Source organism: Paraburkholderia atlantica (assembly GCF_000092885.1).
GTDB lineage: Bacteria > Pseudomonadota > Gammaproteobacteria > Burkholderiales > Burkholderiaceae > Paraburkholderia > Paraburkholderia atlantica.
Genome location: NC_014118.1, coordinates 2,179,667 through 2,198,526 on the forward strand (window position 1 = coordinate 2,179,667; position 18,860 = coordinate 2,198,526).

At 66.7% G+C, this 18,860-nt stretch carries 7 protein-coding genes; all 7 read right to left on the reverse strand.

Going from position 1 to position 18,860, the window contains the following annotated elements; genetic code table 11:
- Positions 1-25 precede the first annotated feature (25 nt).
- The 7 genes from treY to BC1002_RS25880 all read right to left on the reverse strand — a co-directional run bounded on the left by treY (position 26) and on the right by BC1002_RS25880 (position 18,572).
- Positions 26-2,893: a malto-oligosyltrehalose synthase gene (gene treY, locus BC1002_RS25850; RefSeq protein ID WP_013092955.1), complete on the reverse strand. Its 2,868-nt coding sequence runs from the start codon at positions 2,891-2,893 to the stop codon at positions 26-28.
- On the reverse strand, positions 2,890-5,088 hold the full coding sequence (gene malQ / locus BC1002_RS25855; RefSeq protein WP_013092956.1) for a 4-alpha-glucanotransferase: 2,199 nt from the start codon (positions 5,086-5,088) through the stop codon (positions 2,890-2,892). Before malQ ends, treY begins: the two co-directional genes overlap by 4 nt.
- Positions 5,085-6,989: a malto-oligosyltrehalose trehalohydrolase gene (gene treZ / locus BC1002_RS25860; protein ID WP_013092957.1), complete on the reverse strand. Its 1,905-nt coding sequence runs from the start codon at positions 6,987-6,989 to the stop codon at positions 5,085-5,087. Before treZ ends, malQ begins: the two co-directional genes overlap by 4 nt.
- Positions 6,990-7,124: 135 nt before the next feature.
- Positions 7,125-9,338 (reverse strand): glycogen debranching protein GlgX, encoded by a 2,214-nt coding sequence (gene glgX, locus BC1002_RS25865; RefSeq protein ID WP_013092958.1) that lies wholly within the window; start codon positions 9,336-9,338, stop codon positions 7,125-7,127.
- A gap of 114 nt (positions 9,339-9,452) precedes the next feature.
- Positions 9,453-11,663 carry a 1,4-alpha-glucan branching protein GlgB gene (glgB, locus tag BC1002_RS25870; protein ID WP_013092959.1) on the reverse strand — a complete coding sequence of 737 codons (2,211 nt, stop codon included), beginning with the start codon at positions 11,661-11,663 and terminating at the stop codon, positions 9,453-9,455.
- Positions 11,656-15,123, reverse strand: coding sequence for a maltose alpha-D-glucosyltransferase (gene treS / locus BC1002_RS25875; protein ID WP_013092960.1), 3,468 nt, complete (start codon positions 15,121-15,123; stop codon positions 11,656-11,658). Before treS ends, glgB begins: the two co-directional genes overlap by 8 nt.
- Positions 15,120-18,572, reverse strand: a complete 3,453-nt coding sequence (locus BC1002_RS25880) for a maltotransferase domain-containing protein (protein WP_013092961.1) — start codon at positions 18,570-18,572, stop codon at positions 15,120-15,122. Before BC1002_RS25880 ends, treS begins: the two co-directional genes overlap by 4 nt.
- Between the last annotated feature and the right edge of the window lie 288 nt (positions 18,573-18,860).

Genomic DNA, 18,860 nt, shown 5'->3' on the forward strand with positions numbered 1-18,860 from the left:
GCAGCCTCAACCCTGTTCATCCGCCTCAGCTTCGAGGCACCCCATCCTCCACTAGCACCGCGACCGGCATCGCGGCAAGCGCGTCGCGCAGATACAGTAGACCGTGATCGTCGACTTTCGGCGCGGCGGGGCTCAGCCAGTCGAACAGCGCGCGCGCCGACAGATCGGGCGGCATTTCGATAGCCGTATCCGCCCATTGCGCCGGCTCGACGAGCGGCAGATCGCCTTCGTCGCCGAGCAAGCCCGCGGCCAACCGGCTGGCGATCACTACGGCCCACGCATTGCCATGGCGCCGCGCGAACGCGATCACATTCGACGCATGCGCGCCGCGCACCGTGAGCGGCAAATACGTGCCCTGACTCAGCAGCTCCGGCAGATGCGCGCGCAGCGCCAGCACGCGCTGGATCACCGCGAGCTTCACGCGTCCGTCGCGCCAGTCCGCCAGAAATTCCGACGGCGGCGTTTGCGGCTGAGGCAGCCACGCCTCGCGTTTCGCGAAATCGACGGGCCGCCGATTGTCCGGATCGACGAGGCTGAAGTCCCACAGCTCGGTGCCTTGGTAAAGATCGGGGATTCCGGGTGACGCGAGACGCAGAACCGTCTGCTGCAGACTGTTGAGCGCGCCCGCGCGACCAATCCGCCCGACGAACGCCGACAGTTCCTTCAGAAAGGCGTCGCGCCGCTGCGGCGCGAGGATGCCGAACAGAAACTCGCGGCAGCCGGCTTCGTAGGCTTCGTCGGGGGCGAGCCAGCTGGTTTGCAGCTTCGCCTCGCGCAACTCCTTCAACTGCCATTGCGCGACCCGTTCGGCCAGCTCCTTGACGCCGGCTTCGTCGTCGGCGCTTAGATCCGGCGGCCAGCAGCCCACCAGCGTCTGGTACAGCATATCCTCGGCGGCGGGGCCGGGAGCCCATGCGTCGCTCTTGTCCTGGCTCACGCTGCTGATCGGCGTGCCGTCGAGCGCGCGACGCTGCGGCGCGTTCAACGTCGACCAGGCACGCAGCGTCGCGCCCCATTCGTCGGCGATCTCGCTCAACACCGCGAGTCGCGCGCGCACGTCTTCACCGCGCTTGTGATCGTGCGTGGCGGTCGCCAGCATCGCATGCGGAAAACGTTGCGCGCGCTCGAGATTGCCCGCGTGAAACTGCTCGACCGACAGCGCGAACTCGCCCGGGTCCGAGCCCACTTCGTTGCGCGACAGTAGACGCCCGTAGCGGTAGCACGCGGTGTCTTCGATCGCCTTGGCGGCGAGCGGCGCGGTCAGCTGCGAAAACAGCGTTTGCGCGCTGCGCCGGGACGATCCCGCATGCGGCTGCGCTCCGCCGCCTTGCCCCTGCTGCTGCGACTGCGCGCCGGGCCGCGCGGGTGGCGCCTCTTCGGCGCTGCCGCCGAGCCACGCATTGACGCGCTCGAGCGTCGCGTCGTCCGAGCGCGGCAGCGAAGCGCGCGCGCCCGCCAGCGCCCGCTCGAAATAGACGTTGTCGGCGGCGCTGCGCAGTCCACCCAACGGATACATGCGGTACACCGGGAAATGCACGACCAGTTCGGTCAGCACGCGGCGCAGCGCCGGGTACGTGAAGTCGCGCGTGCTCAGCGAATCGCGTGCGATCCGATGCAGCGCGCGCGCCGCGCGGTCCAGTTCCGCGGAGAAGTTTTCCGCGAGAATCTTGCGCCGCGCCGCGTGCGCTTCATCGGCGAAGCGCGCGCTGCGGCCGGTGAGTTCGGCCCACGTGTTGGCGAGCGGTTCTGCGCCGGCCGGATCGTGCAGCAGCGCGCCGACGTCACTCATGAAGTCGTAGCCGGTCGTACCGTCGACGGGCCAGTCGTCGCGCAACGGCTCGCCGCGGCCGAGAATCTTCTCGACCACCACGTATGGCGCGGTGTCGCGCAACTCGCTGAGCCGCTGGCGCAAACGCTGGCAGTATTCGCGCGGCTCGGCGAGCCCGTCGATGTGATCGATCCGCAAGCCGTCGACGAGCCCCTCGCGGTAGAGGCGAAAGATCAGCGCATGCACCGCCTCGAACACCTCGGGCCGCTCGACGCGCACGGCGGCGAGTGACGAGATGTCGAAGAAGCGCCGCCAGTTCACTTCGTCGGAGGCGGTGCGCCACCACGCGAGCCGGAAATGCTGCCGCTCGATCAGCCGATGCAGCCGGTCGCGCGTGACCGGATCTTCGGGCGCGTAAGTCTCCAGCACGAACTCGATCGCCGATGCGCCTTCGCGCGCGACGAACTCGCGCAGCGCGTCGCGCGCCTCGGCGGCGCGCGGCTGATCGGCGGGCTGCGTCGTGAGTCCCTGAAAGCGATTGGCGAGCGCGCTCAGATCGGCGCGGTCGGCGCCTTGCAGGATCGCCGCGTAATCGACCGGGCAGACCGGGAACACGTGCGGACCGTAGCCGATGTAAAAGCGTCCGCTGTCGGCCGTGAAATGCAGCCCGATGCGGCCCGCCATCAGTTCATCGCCGTACGACGCGCCGAGCGTCGGCAGCAGCACCTTGCCGCGCAGCGCGGGATCGGGCGAATGCCAGTCGACGTCGAAATGTCGCGCATACGCGCTGTGGCGTCCCCATTCGAGGATGTCGAGCCACCATGCGTTGCTCGAACCGCCGACGCCCATGTGATTCGGCACGATGTCGACGATGAGCCCCATGTCGTGCGCGCGCAGCTTGTCGACGAGGCGCCTCAAGCCCGCCTCGCCGCCGTATTCGGCGCTGACCTGGGTGTAGTCGACGGTGTCGTAGCCGTGCATCGAGCCGGGCTCGGCCGTCGTGATCGGCGACGCGTACAGATGGCTGATGCCGAGCGCGGCGATGTATTCGACGTGGCGCGCGGCGTCGTCGAACGTGAAGCCCCGATGGAACTGGAGGCGCAGTGTGGAGCGTGGGACGGTCATGGCGTGTCGGGCTCCGCGGAAGTGTTCGGTGAAGGCGCGGCGGCGCGGCGAGCGCCGTCGACGGCCAGCAGTCGATCGGTGAATACGGGGTCGTCGAACATCGCGTCGACGGGCAGCGTCATGCGGCGGCGCCAGTTCGGATGTTCGTCGATCGAGCCCGGCAGGTTCGGCTGCTCGGCGAGCGCGAGCAGGTCTTCGAGCGGGAACGTGACGAGCGGCCCGGGCGTCGCGGCGACGAATGCGAGCGCTTCGTCGACCGGTGGGTTGTCGGCGTCGGGCGGCGCGACATCGGGCGCGGCCACGCCCGCTCGCTGGAACGCGCGCCACAAGTCGGCGCGCTGCTGCGCGCGCTCTTCGAGCGCCGCTTCTTCGGGGTCGCGGCCGTCGGCGCGCGCCATCGTCTGGCCGATGCGGTTGCGCCACATGATGTCGCTGCCGCGCCACCAGCCGGCGACGGTCGGCAGATCATGCGTGGTCGTCGTGCCGACCGCATAGCGGTCCCAATCTGCAGGTGCCTTGAAGCCGTGGCCGTCGGGCGCGCCTTCGAACCACAGCACGCGAATCCCCTCGATGCCGTGCTCGTCGAGCCGCTCGCGAAAACCGGACGGCACGGTGCCGAGATCCTCGCCGATCACGATCGCGCGATGCCGCCACGATTCGAGCGCAATCAGCCGCAGCAGGTCTTCGAGCGGATAGCGCAGATATGCGCCGTTGCGCGCGCTTTCGCCTTCGGGCACGAGCCACAGACGCCGCAAGCCGAGAATGTGATCGATGCGGATGCCGCCGGCATGCGAGAACGCAGCGCGCAGCATGTCGATGAACGCGGCGAAGCCTTGCGTGCGCATCGCGCGCGGCGAAAAGGTGGTGAGTCCCCACGACTGGCCGGCCTGGTTGAACAGATCGGGCGGCGCGCCGACCGACACGCCCTGCAGCATGTCGTCGGGGTAGGACCATGCATGGCTTCCGGCGCTGTCGCAACCGACCGCGAGATCGGCGATCAGGCCGACCGCCATGCCGGCTTCGCGCGCCGTGTGCTGCGCGTGCAACAGGCCGCGCGAGGCCAGCCACTGCAGGAACAGATGAAAGTCGACCTCGCTGCGATGCGCGGCGGCGAACGCCTCGACTTCGGGGCTGCGCGGGTCGCGCAACGCATCGGGCCAGTTGCGCCAATGGCCGTCGCCGCCTTGCGCGAGTTGCGCGGCCTGCAGCGCTTCGAAGCGCGCGTGATCTTCGAGCGCGCGTCCCGCGCGTTCGCAGAAGCCGTGGAATTCGAGTGCGCGCGGCGAGTGCTGCGAGCGCTCGTTCGCGTTGAACTGCTCGTACAGCGCGCGCAATACCGTGAATTTCACCGCTGTCGCGTGCGGCCAATCGATCAGCGGCAGCTCTTCGTATTTCGACGCTGCGTTGCCGGTCTGCGCCGATGCCGATGCGCACGCGTCCGCGCCGAACACCGCGGCCGGATCGATATGCGTGACGTTGAGCCACAAACGCGACGACGGCGCATACGGGCTGAAGCGCTCGGGCTGCGCGCTGAACATCGCGTGGGTCGGACTGACGGCAAGCGCGTGCGCGCCGCGCTGCGCGCCATGCCGAGCAAGCTGCGCGAGCGCCGTGTAATCGCCGATGCCGCCATCGCCGACGCGACGCAAGCCATACAGCTGCGCGGCGATGCCCCACAGTGGCGGCATGGGCGGCGCGGCTTCGCCGTCCCCATCGCCGCCGTGCAGCGTGCGCCATGCGTCGGCGACGGTGTAGCAGCGCGGCGGTGCGACCGCGAGCGTCATGCGCTGGTCGTTGATCACGAGCGTGTGATAGCCGGCTTCGTCGATCGGCGCGAGCAGCGCTTCCTCGCCTTTCGGCGCGGTGAAGCGGCCGTCGATGATCGCGCCGCTCTCCAGCTCGATCCGGTAATGGCTGCCCGACTTGACCGCGGCCGCAGGCAGCGCGATGCCACGCCCGATCACCGCGGTCATCAGCGGCGGCAGCCGGCGGCCCGATAGTTCGGCCTCCAGGGCAGCGGCGCTGTGGCGGATATCGGTGGCGTTGCCGCACGGCAGACCCATGCGTTCGAGCAGCGTGCCGAGTGTCTTTTCGGGCACGTGCTGCGTGTTGTGGTGCGCGTCCTGCCACTCCACCTCGAAGCCTGCGCGGGTGGCGAGCGCGGCGAGCCGGTCGTTGGGGCGTCGGGTCGTCACGCGCGCTGCTCCTCATGCGATGCGATGCGCGCATCATGGCGGCTCGCGAATTCGTTGATGTCGCCGGTCAGCCACGCGATGCACGCATCAGCAGGCAATACCCGCGCGTCGGCCTGCTCGCGCGCGCGTGGCGGCGTTTCGAAAATGATCTTGCCGGCGGGGATGTCGTCGAGTGCGACGCTGTGCTGCGACAGATTCAGCGCGATCGATAGCGTCTCGCCATCGCCGAGTTTCCAGCGCGCGACCAGCGCGTTCGCGTCGCTGCCACTGGCATCGCGCAGCACGGTCGCGCCGCACGCCTTCGTATGTTTCAGGCGCGGCGTGATCAGCTTCGCGCGCACCGCGAGCGCGGACTTGTAGTAATGCATCCAGTCGAGCCGATCCGGTGTCGGCTTGGCATCCGGCGCGGGCGGCGACGACGCGGCGAAGGTCTGGGCATCGTTCGGATCGGGAATCTGCGCGCGGCTTTTCTCGTCGCTGAACGCGGCGAAACGCGCGAATTCCCGGCGTCGCCCTTCGCGCACCGCGTCGGCGAGATCGCCGGTGTAATCGGTGAAAAACAGGAACGGTTGCGTCGAGCCGTATTCTTCGTCCATGAACAGCAGCGGAATTTGCGGCGACAGCAACAGCAACGCGGTCGCGGCGCGCAGCGCGTCGTCCGAGGTCAGCTTGCGCAGACGTTCGCCGAACGCACGGTTGCCGATCTGATCGTGGTTCTGCAAAAACATCACGAACGACGTGGGCGGCAGATGCGCGCTCGCTTCGCCACGCGGCGCACCATCGTGCAGCGGCGACGGCTCGCCCTGATATGCGAAGCCTTCGGACAGCACGCGCGCGAGGCGGCGAATCGGTTCGTTCGCATACGCGTGGTAATACCCTTCGGTTTCGCCGGTCAGCAGCACGTGCAGCGTGTTGTGCGCGTCGTCGTTCCATTGCGCGTCGAAATGCGCGTCGAGCAGGCTCGCGCTGTTGTGCTCGTTTTCGAGCACCAGATGCACGTGGCGGCCATGCTGCACGCGCGCGCGGATATGGTCCGACAGCTCGCGCAGCCAAGCCGGATTGTCGATCGCATGCACCGCATCGAAGCGCAGTCCGTCGAAGCGGTACTCGTTGATCCAGTAGACCGCGTTGTCGGTGAAGAAGTCGCTGACTTCGCTGCGCTCGAAGTCGATCGCGGGGCCCCAGGGTGTGTTCACGCCCGCTCGGAAAAACGGCTCCGCGTAAGTATGCAGATAGTTGCCGTCTGGTCCGAAGTGGTTGTAGACGACGTCGAGAAACACCATCAGGCCGACACCATGCGCGGCGTCGATCAGTGCCTTCAGTTCTTCGGGACGGCCGTAGGCGGAGTCGGGCGCGTACGGCAGCACGCCGTCGTAACCCCAGTTGTGACGACCGGGAAAGTCGTTCAACGGCATCAGTTCGATCGCGGTAACGCCGAGCGCGGCGAACTCGGGCAGGCGCTTTTGCACACCCGCATAGCCGCCCATTGCACCGACGTGCAATTCGTACAGCACCGTTTCTTCCCACGGCCGGCCGTGCCATTCGGTGTGTTCCCAATGGTAGGCGCGCGGATCGATGACCTCGCTCGGGCCATGCACGTCCCGCGGCTGGAATCGCGAGGCCGGATCGGGCACCGTCTGCCTGCCGTCGAGCTGGAACCGATACAGCGTGCCCGCCCCGCTCTCGACGGTGGTCTCGAACCAGCCGTTGCCGGTCGGGGCCATGTCGTGCGTGCCTTGCGCGTGGCCGTCTTCGATGACCACCTGCACGCTGTTGCACGACGGTGCCCAAAAACGGAACCGCGTGCGCGGTCGCGTGCCGCTCGCGCCGATCAACTGCGCGCTGAACGGCAGGCAGTGCGCGTGATGATGCGCGTGAGGATCAATCGGACTATCGGACATGTCTTCACCATTCGAATCTGCAAACGCGCCTGGATAACAATGTGACGCGATGCAAGCATTGCGTCGCAACATTCTTGCCACCCCGGCTGCGTTGCGATTTGTCGAAGCTCAACCTATGTCGCCGCAGTGCATCGTTCATTCCGAGCCGTCGTCGTTTGATGTCGGCGCGCCCGGGTCGGGCGGCAGCGCAGTCAACAATCGCGGACCGTGCTGCGCGCCAGCCACCCAGCCGGCTTGCCAATCCGCTTCGCCGGTCGGCTGCGCGGCGAGTATCACGAGGCCGTGCGCGCCGACCTCGAGTTCGGCCGTCGCGAGCCGCTGCGGGGGGCGGTCCTGATCGGCGGTGTCCAACAGCACATGCCATTCCAGGTGCGGTGCGGGAGGCGAGAACTGCAGCGGTTCCTCGTACGCGTTGAGCATCAGTAACAATACTTCGGTTTCGCCATTCAGGCCCGGGCCTGCGCGACGCAACGTGAACGCGCGCCCCTCCGGGTCCTGCCACGCTTCGATCGTCAGCGGATCGCCGTGTTCGTCGAACCAGCCGACGTCGAACAGGCCGGGCAGCACCTCGCGGTCGCCGAACAGAAAGCGCGTTTCACGCAACAGCGGGTGACGCTTGCGCAACCCCACCACGCGCGCGACGAACTCGGTCATGCGCCGGCCTTCCGCCGAATCCGCAAGGTCCCAGTCGATCCACGATAGGTCGTTATCCTGACAGTAAGCATTGTTGTTGCCGCGCTGCGTGCGCAGCGCTTCGTCGCCGGCCAGCAGCATCGGCGTGCCGAGCGCGATCATCAGTGTCGCGATCAGCGAGCGCGACACGCGGCGGCGCGTGGCGAGAATCGCGGGATCGTCGGTCGCGCCTTCGACCCCCCAGTTGCGGCTGCAATTCTCGTTGTGGCCGTCGTTGTTGTCTTCCTGGTTGGCTTCGTTGTGCTTCTGCTCATACGCGGTGACATCGGCCAACGTGAAGCCGTCGTGTGACGTAACGAAGTTGAGCGACGCCCACGGCTTGCGATGCCGCCGGTTGAACAGATCGGCCGAACCGGTCAGGCGCGCGGCGAGGTCGGGCCGCAGGCCGGCGTCGCCGCGCCAGAACCGTCGCACCGTGTCACGGAAACGGTCGTTCCATTCGCTGAAACCCGGCGGATGATTGCCCAGCTGATAGCCGCCAGGGCCGAGATCCCATGGCTCGGAAATCAGCTTGCGTTGCGACAGCACCGGGTCCTGGCGCAACGCGTCGAACAGGCCCGAACCCGGATCGAAGCCGTGGCTTTCGCGCCCGAGCGTCACGCCGAGATCGAAACGGAAGCCGTCGATGTTGAACGCGGTCGACCAGTAGCGCAGCGAATCCATCACCATCTGCATCACGCGCGGATGCGGCAGATTGACCGTGTTGCCGCAGCCCGTGTCGTTGATATGGTGACGCTCGTCGCCCGGAATCAGCCGGTAGTAGCTGGCGTTGTCGAGGCCGCGCCATGAGATTGTCGGGCCCATCTCGTTGCTTTCGCAGGTGTGGTTGTAGACCACGTCGAGAATCACCTCGATGCCGGCCGCGTGCAGTTGCCGCACGGCGATGCGCATTTCGTCGAGCCGGTGCGTGCTCAGATAGGTCGGCTCCGGCGCGAAGAACGCGGCCGTGTTGTAGCCCCAGTAGTTGCGCAGGCCGCGCTCCACGAGGAAGCGGTCGTTCAGAAACGCGTGCACGGGCAGCAACTCGACGGCGGTCACGCCGAGCTTCAGCAGATGCTCGATGAACTCCGGCGCCGCGAGCGCCGCGAACGTGCCGCGTTCATGCTGGCGCAGATCGGAGCGCAGCATCGACGCGCCGCGCAAGTGCGTTTCGTAGATCACGGTTTCGCCCCACGGCACGTCGGGACGCCTGTCGTGCGACGAGTCGAACGCCTCGTCGACGACGACGCACTTGGGCATCGCGGGCGCGGAATCGCGCCGGTCGATCGAAAGGTCCGCGCGATTCGAATGCACGCGATAGCCGAACAGCGCGTCGGACCAGCGAAACTGCCCGACGAGCTTGCGCGCATACGGGTCGAGCAGCAGCTTGTGCGGATTGAAGCGATGCCCGAAATGCGGCTGATACGGTCCATGCGCGCGAAAGCCGTACGCAGTGCCAGGATGCGCGTTCGGCAGATAGCCGTGCCAGATCTCGTCGGTGCATTCGGGCATGGCGAAGCGGCGGATCTCCTTGCGTCCGGTGGAATCGAACAGGCACAGCTCGATTTTTTGCGCATTGGCCGAAAACACCGCGAAATTGACACCCAGCCCGTCCCAGCTCGCGCCCAGCGGATACGGTGAGCCGGGCAGCAACCGGTCGGGCAACGCATGCGACATGTTTTCCCTTTCCTGTTCTGATTGTCGAACTAGAGCCCGGGTCTGTCTGGGTCTTCATGCAACGGGGCGCGGCGCTTGCGTTCGCGCCGCGCGCCTGTGTTGCGGCGCGTTTCCTTAGTCCGCGCGCAATACGATCGTTGCGAGTGGCGGCAAAGTCAGCGCGGCGGAATGCGGCCTGCCGTGGCTCGATACCGGGTCGGAATGGATCAGCCCGCCGTTGCCCATGTTCGAGCCGCCGTACACGCCGGCATCGGTATTGAGCACTTCCACCCAGCGCCCGCCGCGCGGCATGCCGAGCCGATAGCCGAGCCGCGGCACCGGCGTCATGTTGCACACCACGACGAACTCCTGGCCCGCGCCGTCGGTGCGCCGATAGGCGAACACGCTGTTGCCGCTGTCGTCGCCGATCAACCATTCGAAGCCGCCCGGTTCGCTGTCGAGCAGATGCAGCGCCGGCTCGTTGCGATACAGATGGTTCAGGTCGCGCACCAGCAACTGCACGCCGTGGTGGCCCGGATCGTCGAGAAGATTCCAATGCGGCGAGCCGTCATGGTCGAACTCCGCCATCTGGCCGAATTCGCCGCCCATGAACAGCAGCTTCTTGCCCGGGTGCGTCCACATGAAACCGAAGTACGCGCGCAGATTCGCGAAACGCTGCCAGCGGTCGCCGGGCATCTTGCCGAGCAGCGAGCCCTTGCCGTGCACCACCTCGTCGTGCGAAAGCGGCAGCACGAAGCGCTCGGAATACGCGTAGACCATGCCGAACGTCATGTTGTGATGGTGATACTGGCGATACACCGGGTCTTCGTGCATGTAGTGCAGCGTGTCGTGCATCCAGCCCATGTTCCACTTGAAGTCGAAGCCGAGGCCGCCGTCCGCGACTCGCGCGGTCACGCCCGGCCATGCGGTCGATTCCTCGGCGACCGTGATCGCGCCGGGTGCGCCCGGCACATAGCGGACTTCGTGATTCAAGCGCTTCAGGAACGCGATCGATTCGAGATTCTCGCGGCCGCCATAAATGTTCGGCACCCACTCGCCGGCCGCGCGCGAGTAGTCGCGATACAGCATCGACGCGACCGCGTCCACGCGCAAGCCGTCGACGTGATAGCGCTGCAACCACGCGAGCCCCGACGCGATCAGGAACGCGCTGACCTCGTTGCGGCCGAGGTTGTAGATCATCGTGTTCCAGTCCTGGTGATAGCCTTCGCGCGGGTCGGCGTGCTCATAGAGCGGCGTGCCGTCGAAATCGATCAGACCGTGGGCGTCGTTCGGGAAATGCGCGGGCACCCAGTCGAGAATCACGCCGAGCCCCGCTTCGTGCGCGCGATCGACGAAACGCGCGAACTGCTCGGGCTTGCCGAACCGAGCGGACGGCGCGAACTGCCCGAGCGGCTGATAGCCCCACGAACCGCCGAACGGATGCTCGGCGATCGGCAGAAATTCGATGTGCGTGAAGCCCATGCTCTTCGCGTAAGGAATCAGCCGCTCGGCGAGCTCTTCCCAGACGAGACCGCGCTGGCCTTCCTCGGCGATGCGCAGCCACGACTCCGCGTGCACTTCATAGATCGTGATCGGCGTGCGCGCGGTCTGCTTGTCGGCGCGCGACTGGATCCACTCGTGATCGGTCCACGGATACTGCTCGATCTCATCGACATGCGCGACGATCGATGCTGTGCCCGGCGGCTTTTCCGTCTGCATCGCGCACGGATCGGCCTTCAAAGGCAGCGGATGGCCGTCGCGCGACAGCAGCTCGTACTTGTAGCGCGTGCCGGCGCCGACGCGCGGCACGAACAGCTCCCACACGCCCGCCTGGTGCCGCAGCCGCATCGGATGACGGCGGCCGTCCCACGCGTTGAAGTCGCCGACCACCGACACGCGCCGCGCATTGGGCGCCCACACCGCGAAGCGCACGCCCGGCACGCCGTCGATGTCGACCGGCCGCGCGCCCAGACATTCGAGCACCGCGTATGGATCGCCGTGCGCGAGACGTTGCAGCGGCTCGTCGCCGAGCACCGGACCGAACGAATAGGTATCCTCCACTTCCTGCTCGACGCCATGCCAGTCGATGCGCAAGCGATACGGCATCGCCGACGTGATGCGGCCCGCGAACAGGCCAGGCCGTAGTTGCTCGAGTTCGCCGAGCGTCGCGCCATCGGCGCGCGAAATCACGGTGACGTGCGCAGCATTCGGCAGCAGCGCGCGCACGATCGGCCCAGCGGCGGTCTGATGCAGCCCCAGCTGCGAAAACGGATCGGGGTGACGCGCTTCGACGAGCGCGTCGATGTCAACGGGTTGAAGGCCTGCGGCCGGATCATGCTCACTCATAGTCGCCCTCGGCCGGGTTGGGCGGCGTCGCGGAGCCGGACACCCGGGTTGATGGATCGTAATGCGGCGGCGCACCGGTGTCGCCCAACAGTCGGCTCGTGAGCGCCGCGAGGCCGCGCACCGGTAAGCCGAGCCATGTCGGCCGATTGGCCGCCTCGTAGCGAATCTCGTAAGCGGCCTTCTCGATCAGGAACAGATCGAGCAGCGCCTCTTCGGATTCAGGCGCGACGAGCGGTTCCGACGACTGAGCGGCGGCCGCGCGGTATTCAGCGAGGAACGCGGTGGTCGCGTGGGAGCGGAAGCGCTCGAACAGAGCACGCTTGCGATCGGCGGTCTGTTGCGGCGCGCTTTCGGTGGTCGATTGCGCGGCCGCGCTCGCATACGACAGCGAGCGCATCAGACCGGCCACGTCACGCAACGGGCTCGATTTCTGGCGACGCTCCTCGAGCGAACGCGCGGGCTCGCCCTCGAAGTCGATCAGATACGCGTCGCCGTGCGCGACCAATACCTGACCGAGGTGGAAGTCGCCATGGATGCGGATGCGCAACGCGCCCGCGTCGCCCGGCACGAGATTGTCGACCGCCTCGACCAGCGCGGCGCGCCGATCGATCAGACTTTGCGCGAGCCCCTTCGTGTCCGGGTCGCTCATGTCCGCGATGCGCGGCGCGAGCAGATCGAGCGCGCTCGCGAGCATCGTCTGCGTCGCGTCGACCCATGTCTTCACCTGTTCGGCGTTGGCATGTTCCGGCGCGAACGCAGGGTCGTCGCTCGGCGTGGCGAGCGCGACGTGCAGCTCGCCGAGCCGTCGGCCGATGATGCCCGCGAGTTCGCCGTAGCCGTCCAGCAGAATCGACTCGTTGGTGCGGTCGGGGGCGGTCTGCGTTTCGGTGTCGACCGCGATCGCGAGTTCGTCGACCGAGCGGCGCAGATAATCGAGCGACCAGTTCCACGCATCGCCCTGATTGTCGATAAAGCCCTGCAGGATCGCGAGCGTATGCGGCACGCCCTCGGGATCGACGCGCACCACTTCGCCATACAGCGGCGCGGTGTTCGCATAGCCGAGCTGCGTCAGATAGCGGCTAATTTCCGCTTCCGGATGAATGCCGCTGACGAGCCGCCGCACCAGCTTCAGTACCGCGGCATCGGCGATGATCAGCGAGCTGTTGCTCTGCTCCGCGGCAAGCCAGCGTATCTCGGGCCGCTCGCCGAGATTGTCGAGTTCGGTGAAGCGCTCGGTCGGCAGGAACTTGATCTCGCTCTTCTGCACGGTCGGCACGACCGCGTGCTCGCGCATCTTGCGCAGCACGTTGTGCGCGAAGATCGGCAGCGAGAACGCGTCGGTCAGATGGCCGACGGTGCGGCCGCGCCGCACGCGCGCCAACGCCAATTGCAGGAACAGCGGCGTGGTGGTCTCGCCACCCCACGTGAGCGCGATCGGCACCACGTAGCGCTCGGTGTGATCCCCGACATCCGCTTCGATTTCAGTGAACGCGAAGCCGCCGTTCGGAATCGTGGTCAGCGCGGCGAGCCGCACCGCATGCATCTTCTGATCCTTCGACGCGAACCAGCGGCGCCGGCTCAGCCACGACGGCAGCACTTCGGATTCGAGCAGCCGCACGTTTTCGGGTGTCGGCCCGGTCTGCCCCTCGCGGATCACGATCGTGACGAACTCGGGTAGCGGCTCGGAATGCGCCTGCGCCCACGTCGGTCGTCCGCCGCCTTCGCACAGCATGAACCACAGGAAACCGTACGGCGGGAACGTCAGCAGATAGGTCAGCTGACCGATTGCGGGGAACACCGAGTCGGCGGTCATCTCGATCGGCACGAAGCCATTGAATTCGGACAGGTCGAGCTCGACCGCCTGCGGCGCGCGCGACAGATTCGCGACGCACAGGATCGGCGCCTCGCCTGGCATCTCGCGCAGGTACGCGAGAATCTTGCGGTTTTCGGGCTTCAGAAAGCGGATCGTGCCGCGTCCGAACGTCTGCTTCGAGCGCCGCGTCGACAGCATGCGGCGCGTCCAGTTCAATAGCGAGTGCGGGTCGCGGCTCTGCGCTTCGACGTTGACCGCGTCGAAGCCATACAGCGTACCCATCACCGGCGGCAGCACCAGTAGCTCGGGGTCGGCGCGCGAGAAACCGCCGTTGCGATCCGATGACCACTGCATCGGCGTGCGCACGCCGTCGCGGTCGCCGAGGTGGATGTTGTCGCCCATGCCGAGTTCGTCGCCGTAGTAGATGACCGGCGTACCGGGCATCGACAGCAGCAGCGAGTTGATCAGCTCGATGCGGCGGCGGTCCCGCTCCATCAGCGGCGCGAGCCGGCGGCGAATGCCGAGATTCAGGCGTGCGCGACGATCGCTCGCATAGGTGTTCCACAGATAGTCGCGCTCGGAATCGGTGACCATTTCGAGCGTCAGCTCGTCGTGATTGCGCAGGAAGATCGCCCACTGGTTCGAATTGGGCAGGTCCGGCGTCTGCTTCATGATGTCGGTGATCGGGAAGCGGTCCTCGCTCGCGATCGACATGTAGATACGCGGCATCAGCGGGAAGTGGAACGCCATATGGCATTCGTCTTCGTTGCCGAAGTATTCCTTCACGTCCTCGGGCCACTGGTTCGCCTCGGCGAGCAGCATCCGGTTCGGATACTCGGCGTCGATGGTCGCGCGAATCCGCTTCAGGATTTCGTGCGTCTCCGGCAGGTTCTCGTTGTTGGTGCCTTCACGCTCGACCAGGTATGGCACCGCATCGAGCCGTAGCCCGTCGATGCCCATGTCGAGCCAGAAGCGCATCACCTGCAGCACCTCTCTCATCACCGCCGGATTGTCGAAGTTCAGATCGGGCTGGTGCGAGTAGAAGCGGTGCCAGTAGTACGCGCCCGCAACCGGATCGTGCGTCCAGTTCGACGGTTCCGAGTCGATGAAGATGATCCGCGTCTCCGCGTACTTCTGATCGGTATCGGACCACACGTAGTAGTTGCGATAGTTCGAGCCGGCCTTCGCGCGCCGCGCGCGCTGGAACCATGGGTGCTGATCCGACGTGTGGTTGATGACGAGCTCGGTGATCACGCGGATGCCGCGCGCGTGCGCTTCCTGAATGAAGCGCCGCACGTCCGCGAGCTGACCGTAGTCGGGATGCACGTTGCGGTAGTCGGCGATGTCGTAGCCGTCGTCACGGCGTGGCGACGGATAGAACGGCAGCAGCCAGATCGCGTTGACGCCGAGCTCGGCGATGTAGTCGAGCTTGGCGATCAGGCCGGGGAAGTCGCCGACGCCGTCGTTGTTCGCATCGAAAAACGACTTGATGTGCACCTGGTAGATGATCGCGTCCTTGTACCACAGCGGATCGTCGCTGAGCGCCGCGGGTTTGCCGCGCCGGCGCGTGCGCACCTTCGCCGCGGTGCCGACGGCCGCGGCCGTTTGCGCCTCGTGCGTGGATTGGGCTGGATCGTCGCGCTTCATGTTCCACCTTCCATCCAGGTTGGGGTGACAGCGTCTGCCTGAAGAGTGCTGTCGTGTTCGTGGTCGCTGTCCTCCGGGCGATCGGCGGGCAGGCCGCCTAGCGGCGCGATGCGCCAGATCGAGAACGGTTGGCCCGAGCCGAGCCGCACGTGTTGCCAGCGTCCGTGCCATTCGAAACGTGCGCCGGTCATCTGGTCGATCACTTCGAGCGCGGCGTGGTCGTGCAGATGCCAGCGCTGGAACGTGTCCCACGACAACTCGATGTCCGCGCCCTGTTCGTTGAATGGATCGAGGTTGATCGCGACGACGATCACGTTGTCGCGCGACTCGGTCGCTTTCTCGAAGAACAGGATGTGATCGTTGTGCGCGGTGAGGAACGTGAGACCGAGATGCGTGTGCAGCGCGGGATTCGCGCGCCGGATCCGGTTCAGTGCGGTGATCTCGCCGACGATATTGCCGGGCCGGTGCCAGTCCCACGCGCGCAACTGATACTTCTCGGAGTCCAGGTACTCTTCGCTGTTCGGCAGCGCGGTGGCCTCGCACAGTTCGAAGCTGCTATACACGCCCCACAGCCCGGCCAGTGTCGCGGCCAGCGCCGCGCGGATCAGAAAGCCCGTGCGTCCCTGCGATTGCAGATGGCGCGGGTTGATGTCCGGCGTATTGACGAAGAAATTCGGCCGGTAGAAATCGCGCGCGCCGGTCTGCGTGAGCTCAACCATGTACTCGGTGAAATCGCGCTTGGACTCGCGCCACGTGAAGTACGTGTACGACTGCGAGAAACCGATCTTGCCGAGCCGGTTCATCATGCGCGGCCGCGTGAAGGCTTCGGCAAGGAAAATGACATCGGGGTGGCGCGCGCGCACGTCGGCGATCATCCATTCCCAGAACGGCAGCGGCTTGGTGTGCGGATTGTCGACGCGGAAGATGCGCACACCCGCGTCGACCCAGAACAGGATCACGTCACGCAACGCGAGCCACAGGTCGGGCTTCGCATCGCGCGCGTAGAAGTCGGGGTTGACGATGTCCTGGTACTTCTTCGGCGGATTCTCGGCGTAGCGCAGCGTGCCGTCGGGGCGCCACGCGAACCACGTCGGATGCTCCTTCAGCCACGGGTGATCGGGCGAGCACTGGATCGCGAAGTCGAGCGCGATTTCTAGGCCGTGCGCGTGCGCGGCAGCCAGCATCGCCTTGAAATCGTCGAGCGTGCCGAGCTGCGGATGCACGGCGGTGTGGCCGCCTTCGGCCGCGCCGATCGCATACGGACTGCCCACATCGCCCGGCTGCGCGGTCAGCGTGTTGTTGCGGCCCTTGCGGTTCGCGAGGCCGATCGGGTGAATCGGCGGGAAGTACAGCACGTCGAAGCCCATGTCGCGGATGCGCGGCAGTTTCGCGGTCACGTCCGCGAACGTGCCGTGGCGCGATTCGTCGTCGCTCATCGAACGCGGGAAGATCTCGTACCAGCTCGCGAAATAGGCGGCGGTGCGTTCCGCGTCGATCTTGTAGGTCACCTGATCGCGGCTCAGAAACGGCCGGTGGCGCGCGGCGGTCATCGCTGTCGCGGTGGCGGGCGCGAGAATCAGCGCGAGCTTCTGTTCGGCGTCGGCCTTCTGGAAGTCGCGCACGATGTGTTCGAGCTGCTCCTTGTCGGCGCCCTCGCTGGTCTCGACTTCGGCGAGCACGAGCGCGAACAGATGCGCGGCTTCGTCGAGTTCGATCTCCACGGTCTGGTTCGCCTTCAGCTTCTTCTGGATGTGCTCGACGAGCGATGCAAAGTCGTCGCGCCATGCGATCACGGTGAATTCGTAGCGGCCGATCCGCTCGAGCGGAATGCGCGCGCTCCACAAATCGAGGCCGGCCGGCGGCGCGGGCGACATCAGTTCTTCGTGCCACGCGGTTTCGTCGGCCGCGCGCCACAGCACGGCGGCGGCAATCTTGTCGTGTCCTTCGGCGAAGATCGCCGCGCGAATCTCCGCGCGCTCGCCGACGCTGCGCTTGGCCGCGAAGCGGCCGTTTTCCACCGACGGCGACACGCTCTCGATCGCGACGCGCGGCGCCTCGATCGCGTCGAGCACGGTCTTGTGGCCGCTGCGCTTGCTGTTCGACTTGTCGATGGGCGGCGCGAGGTAGATCGGCTGTTCCGCGAACGCGCGCAGCAGCCGCACCGCGCCGGGCGCGAGCGCGAACGGCGCGAGTGCCGCGGGTTCGCTTCGGCTGCGTGCATCGAGCGGCACGAAGCGCGTAAAGCTGCCCGGCACGCCCGCGAGGAAGCGCGCGGGGTCGACCCGCACTGGCGCGCCGAGTTCGGGATTCACCGCGATCAGAACTGCTTCGCTGGCGTCGCGCAGATCGGCCGCGTCGGCGCGCAGCAGAACCGCGACCGATGCGCCCGGTCCGCTCAATGGGCGCAATTCACCGTTCGCGTGCAGTGTCGGCGTATTGCGCGCGAAGTCGTTGGCCTGGGTGACGGCGGCGCTCAAATCGAAGCGGCGTGACTGCACGGCGCGCGCGAACTGCGCTGCGTCGCCGCGCGTTTGCGACATCGGTTCGGCGATGCCGTATTCGAAGCCCATCGGCATCATCCAGCCGCTGCCCAGTGCAACCGACGTGAATAGCGCGCGTCGATACGCCCGCTCGACGATCGCCGCATCGTGCACGTCGCTCAACTCGGCGGCGAGGCGCGTGCCGTACGGCGCTTCGGGAAAGGCGATCGGCGCGCCGACACGCGCGAGCGCCGCATGCTCCTCGGCCATCCAGCTCGAACGGAAGTCCCACCAGCGCACCGACGAAAACGAGCTGTCGAAGCCGGCTGCTTCGAGACCGGGCAGATCGCCGCGCGACAGGCCCGGCGTTGCCGCGAGAAAGCGCACGTGCGGATGCTTCGCGCGCACTTCATCGCCGAGGTGCCGCCATACGGCAGCCGGCACGCGATGCGGCGAATCGAAACGGAAGCCGCCGACCCCCGCTTCGGCGAGCGCGAGCAGTTGCTGGGTCCACCAGACGCACAGCGAGGCACTCGTTGCGGGGTCGTCGAAATTCGCGTAGGCGACGTTGTCTTCGCGATGCACGTGGCGCGGATCGAGCCGCGCGAGTTCGGACTCGCGCGCGTGAAACCAGTCCGAATGTTCGCTATACAGCACGCCGTCGGCGGCCATGCGGTCGATCACCAGATCGACCAGCAGCGTCAGATTATTGCGGCGCGCGGCATCGGCGAGCATCCGCACGGTGTCGTGCACCGAATGCCGTGTCTCGAACACCGGATGCAGCCGCGCGTGATTGCCGACCACCTGAGCGTGGCCTGCCTGGCCCGGCTCGAACAACCCGGCGATCAACGCGTGATCGAAGCCGAGCCCGGCCGCGTGAGCGAACTGCGCGGGCCAGGCATCGAGGGGCCCAACGAGAAGAGAGTGAAAAAAGTAGATCCGCGGCGCGTACCCGTTTGGAGGTTCCATCGGTCGTTTCCAGAGTTGTCCTGCTGCGGTGTGGATGCAGTCGGCATGCGATCACAGCGCTCATTGGGCTTCCCGAGCCGGATACCGCGCGATGCGTCAGCGGGGGCACGTACTGGTCAATGTAGTGCAAAGATCGTCACGCCGCTGGCCAGTCGCGGGTGCTTTCGCGCCAGACGCCGGTCCGGCGGGACTGCTCGTCACTCGTCGCGGAAAGGGAGCAAACCGCGTGCCAACGCGGTGGCGCGCTAGCGGGAAAAGGGCGAGGTTACGTTGAGATGGCGGGTGCCG

What these genes read in the sequence shown, in the direction of transcription:
- treY (WP_013092955.1), bottom strand. Translation starts at nt 2,893, where the DNA reads ATGACCGTCCCACGCTCCACACTGCGCCTCCAGTTCCATCGGGGCTTC.
- treZ (WP_013092957.1), bottom strand. Translation starts at nt 6,989, where the DNA reads ATGTCCGATAGTCCGATTGATCCTCACGCGCATCATCACGCGCACTGC.
- glgX (WP_013092958.1), bottom strand. Translation starts at nt 9,338, where the DNA reads ATGTCGCATGCGTTGCCCGACCGGTTGCTGCCCGGCTCACCGTATCCG.
- glgB (WP_013092959.1), bottom strand. Translation starts at nt 11,663, where the DNA reads ATGAGTGAGCATGATCCGGCCGCAGGCCTTCAACCCGTTGACATCGAC.
- treS (WP_013092960.1), bottom strand. Translation starts at nt 15,123, where the DNA reads ATGAAGCGCGACGATCCAGCCCAATCCACGCACGAGGCGCAAACGGCC.
- BC1002_RS25880 (WP_013092961.1), bottom strand. Translation starts at nt 18,572, where the DNA reads ATGGAACCTCCAAACGGGTACGCGCCGCGGATCTACTTTTTTCACTCT.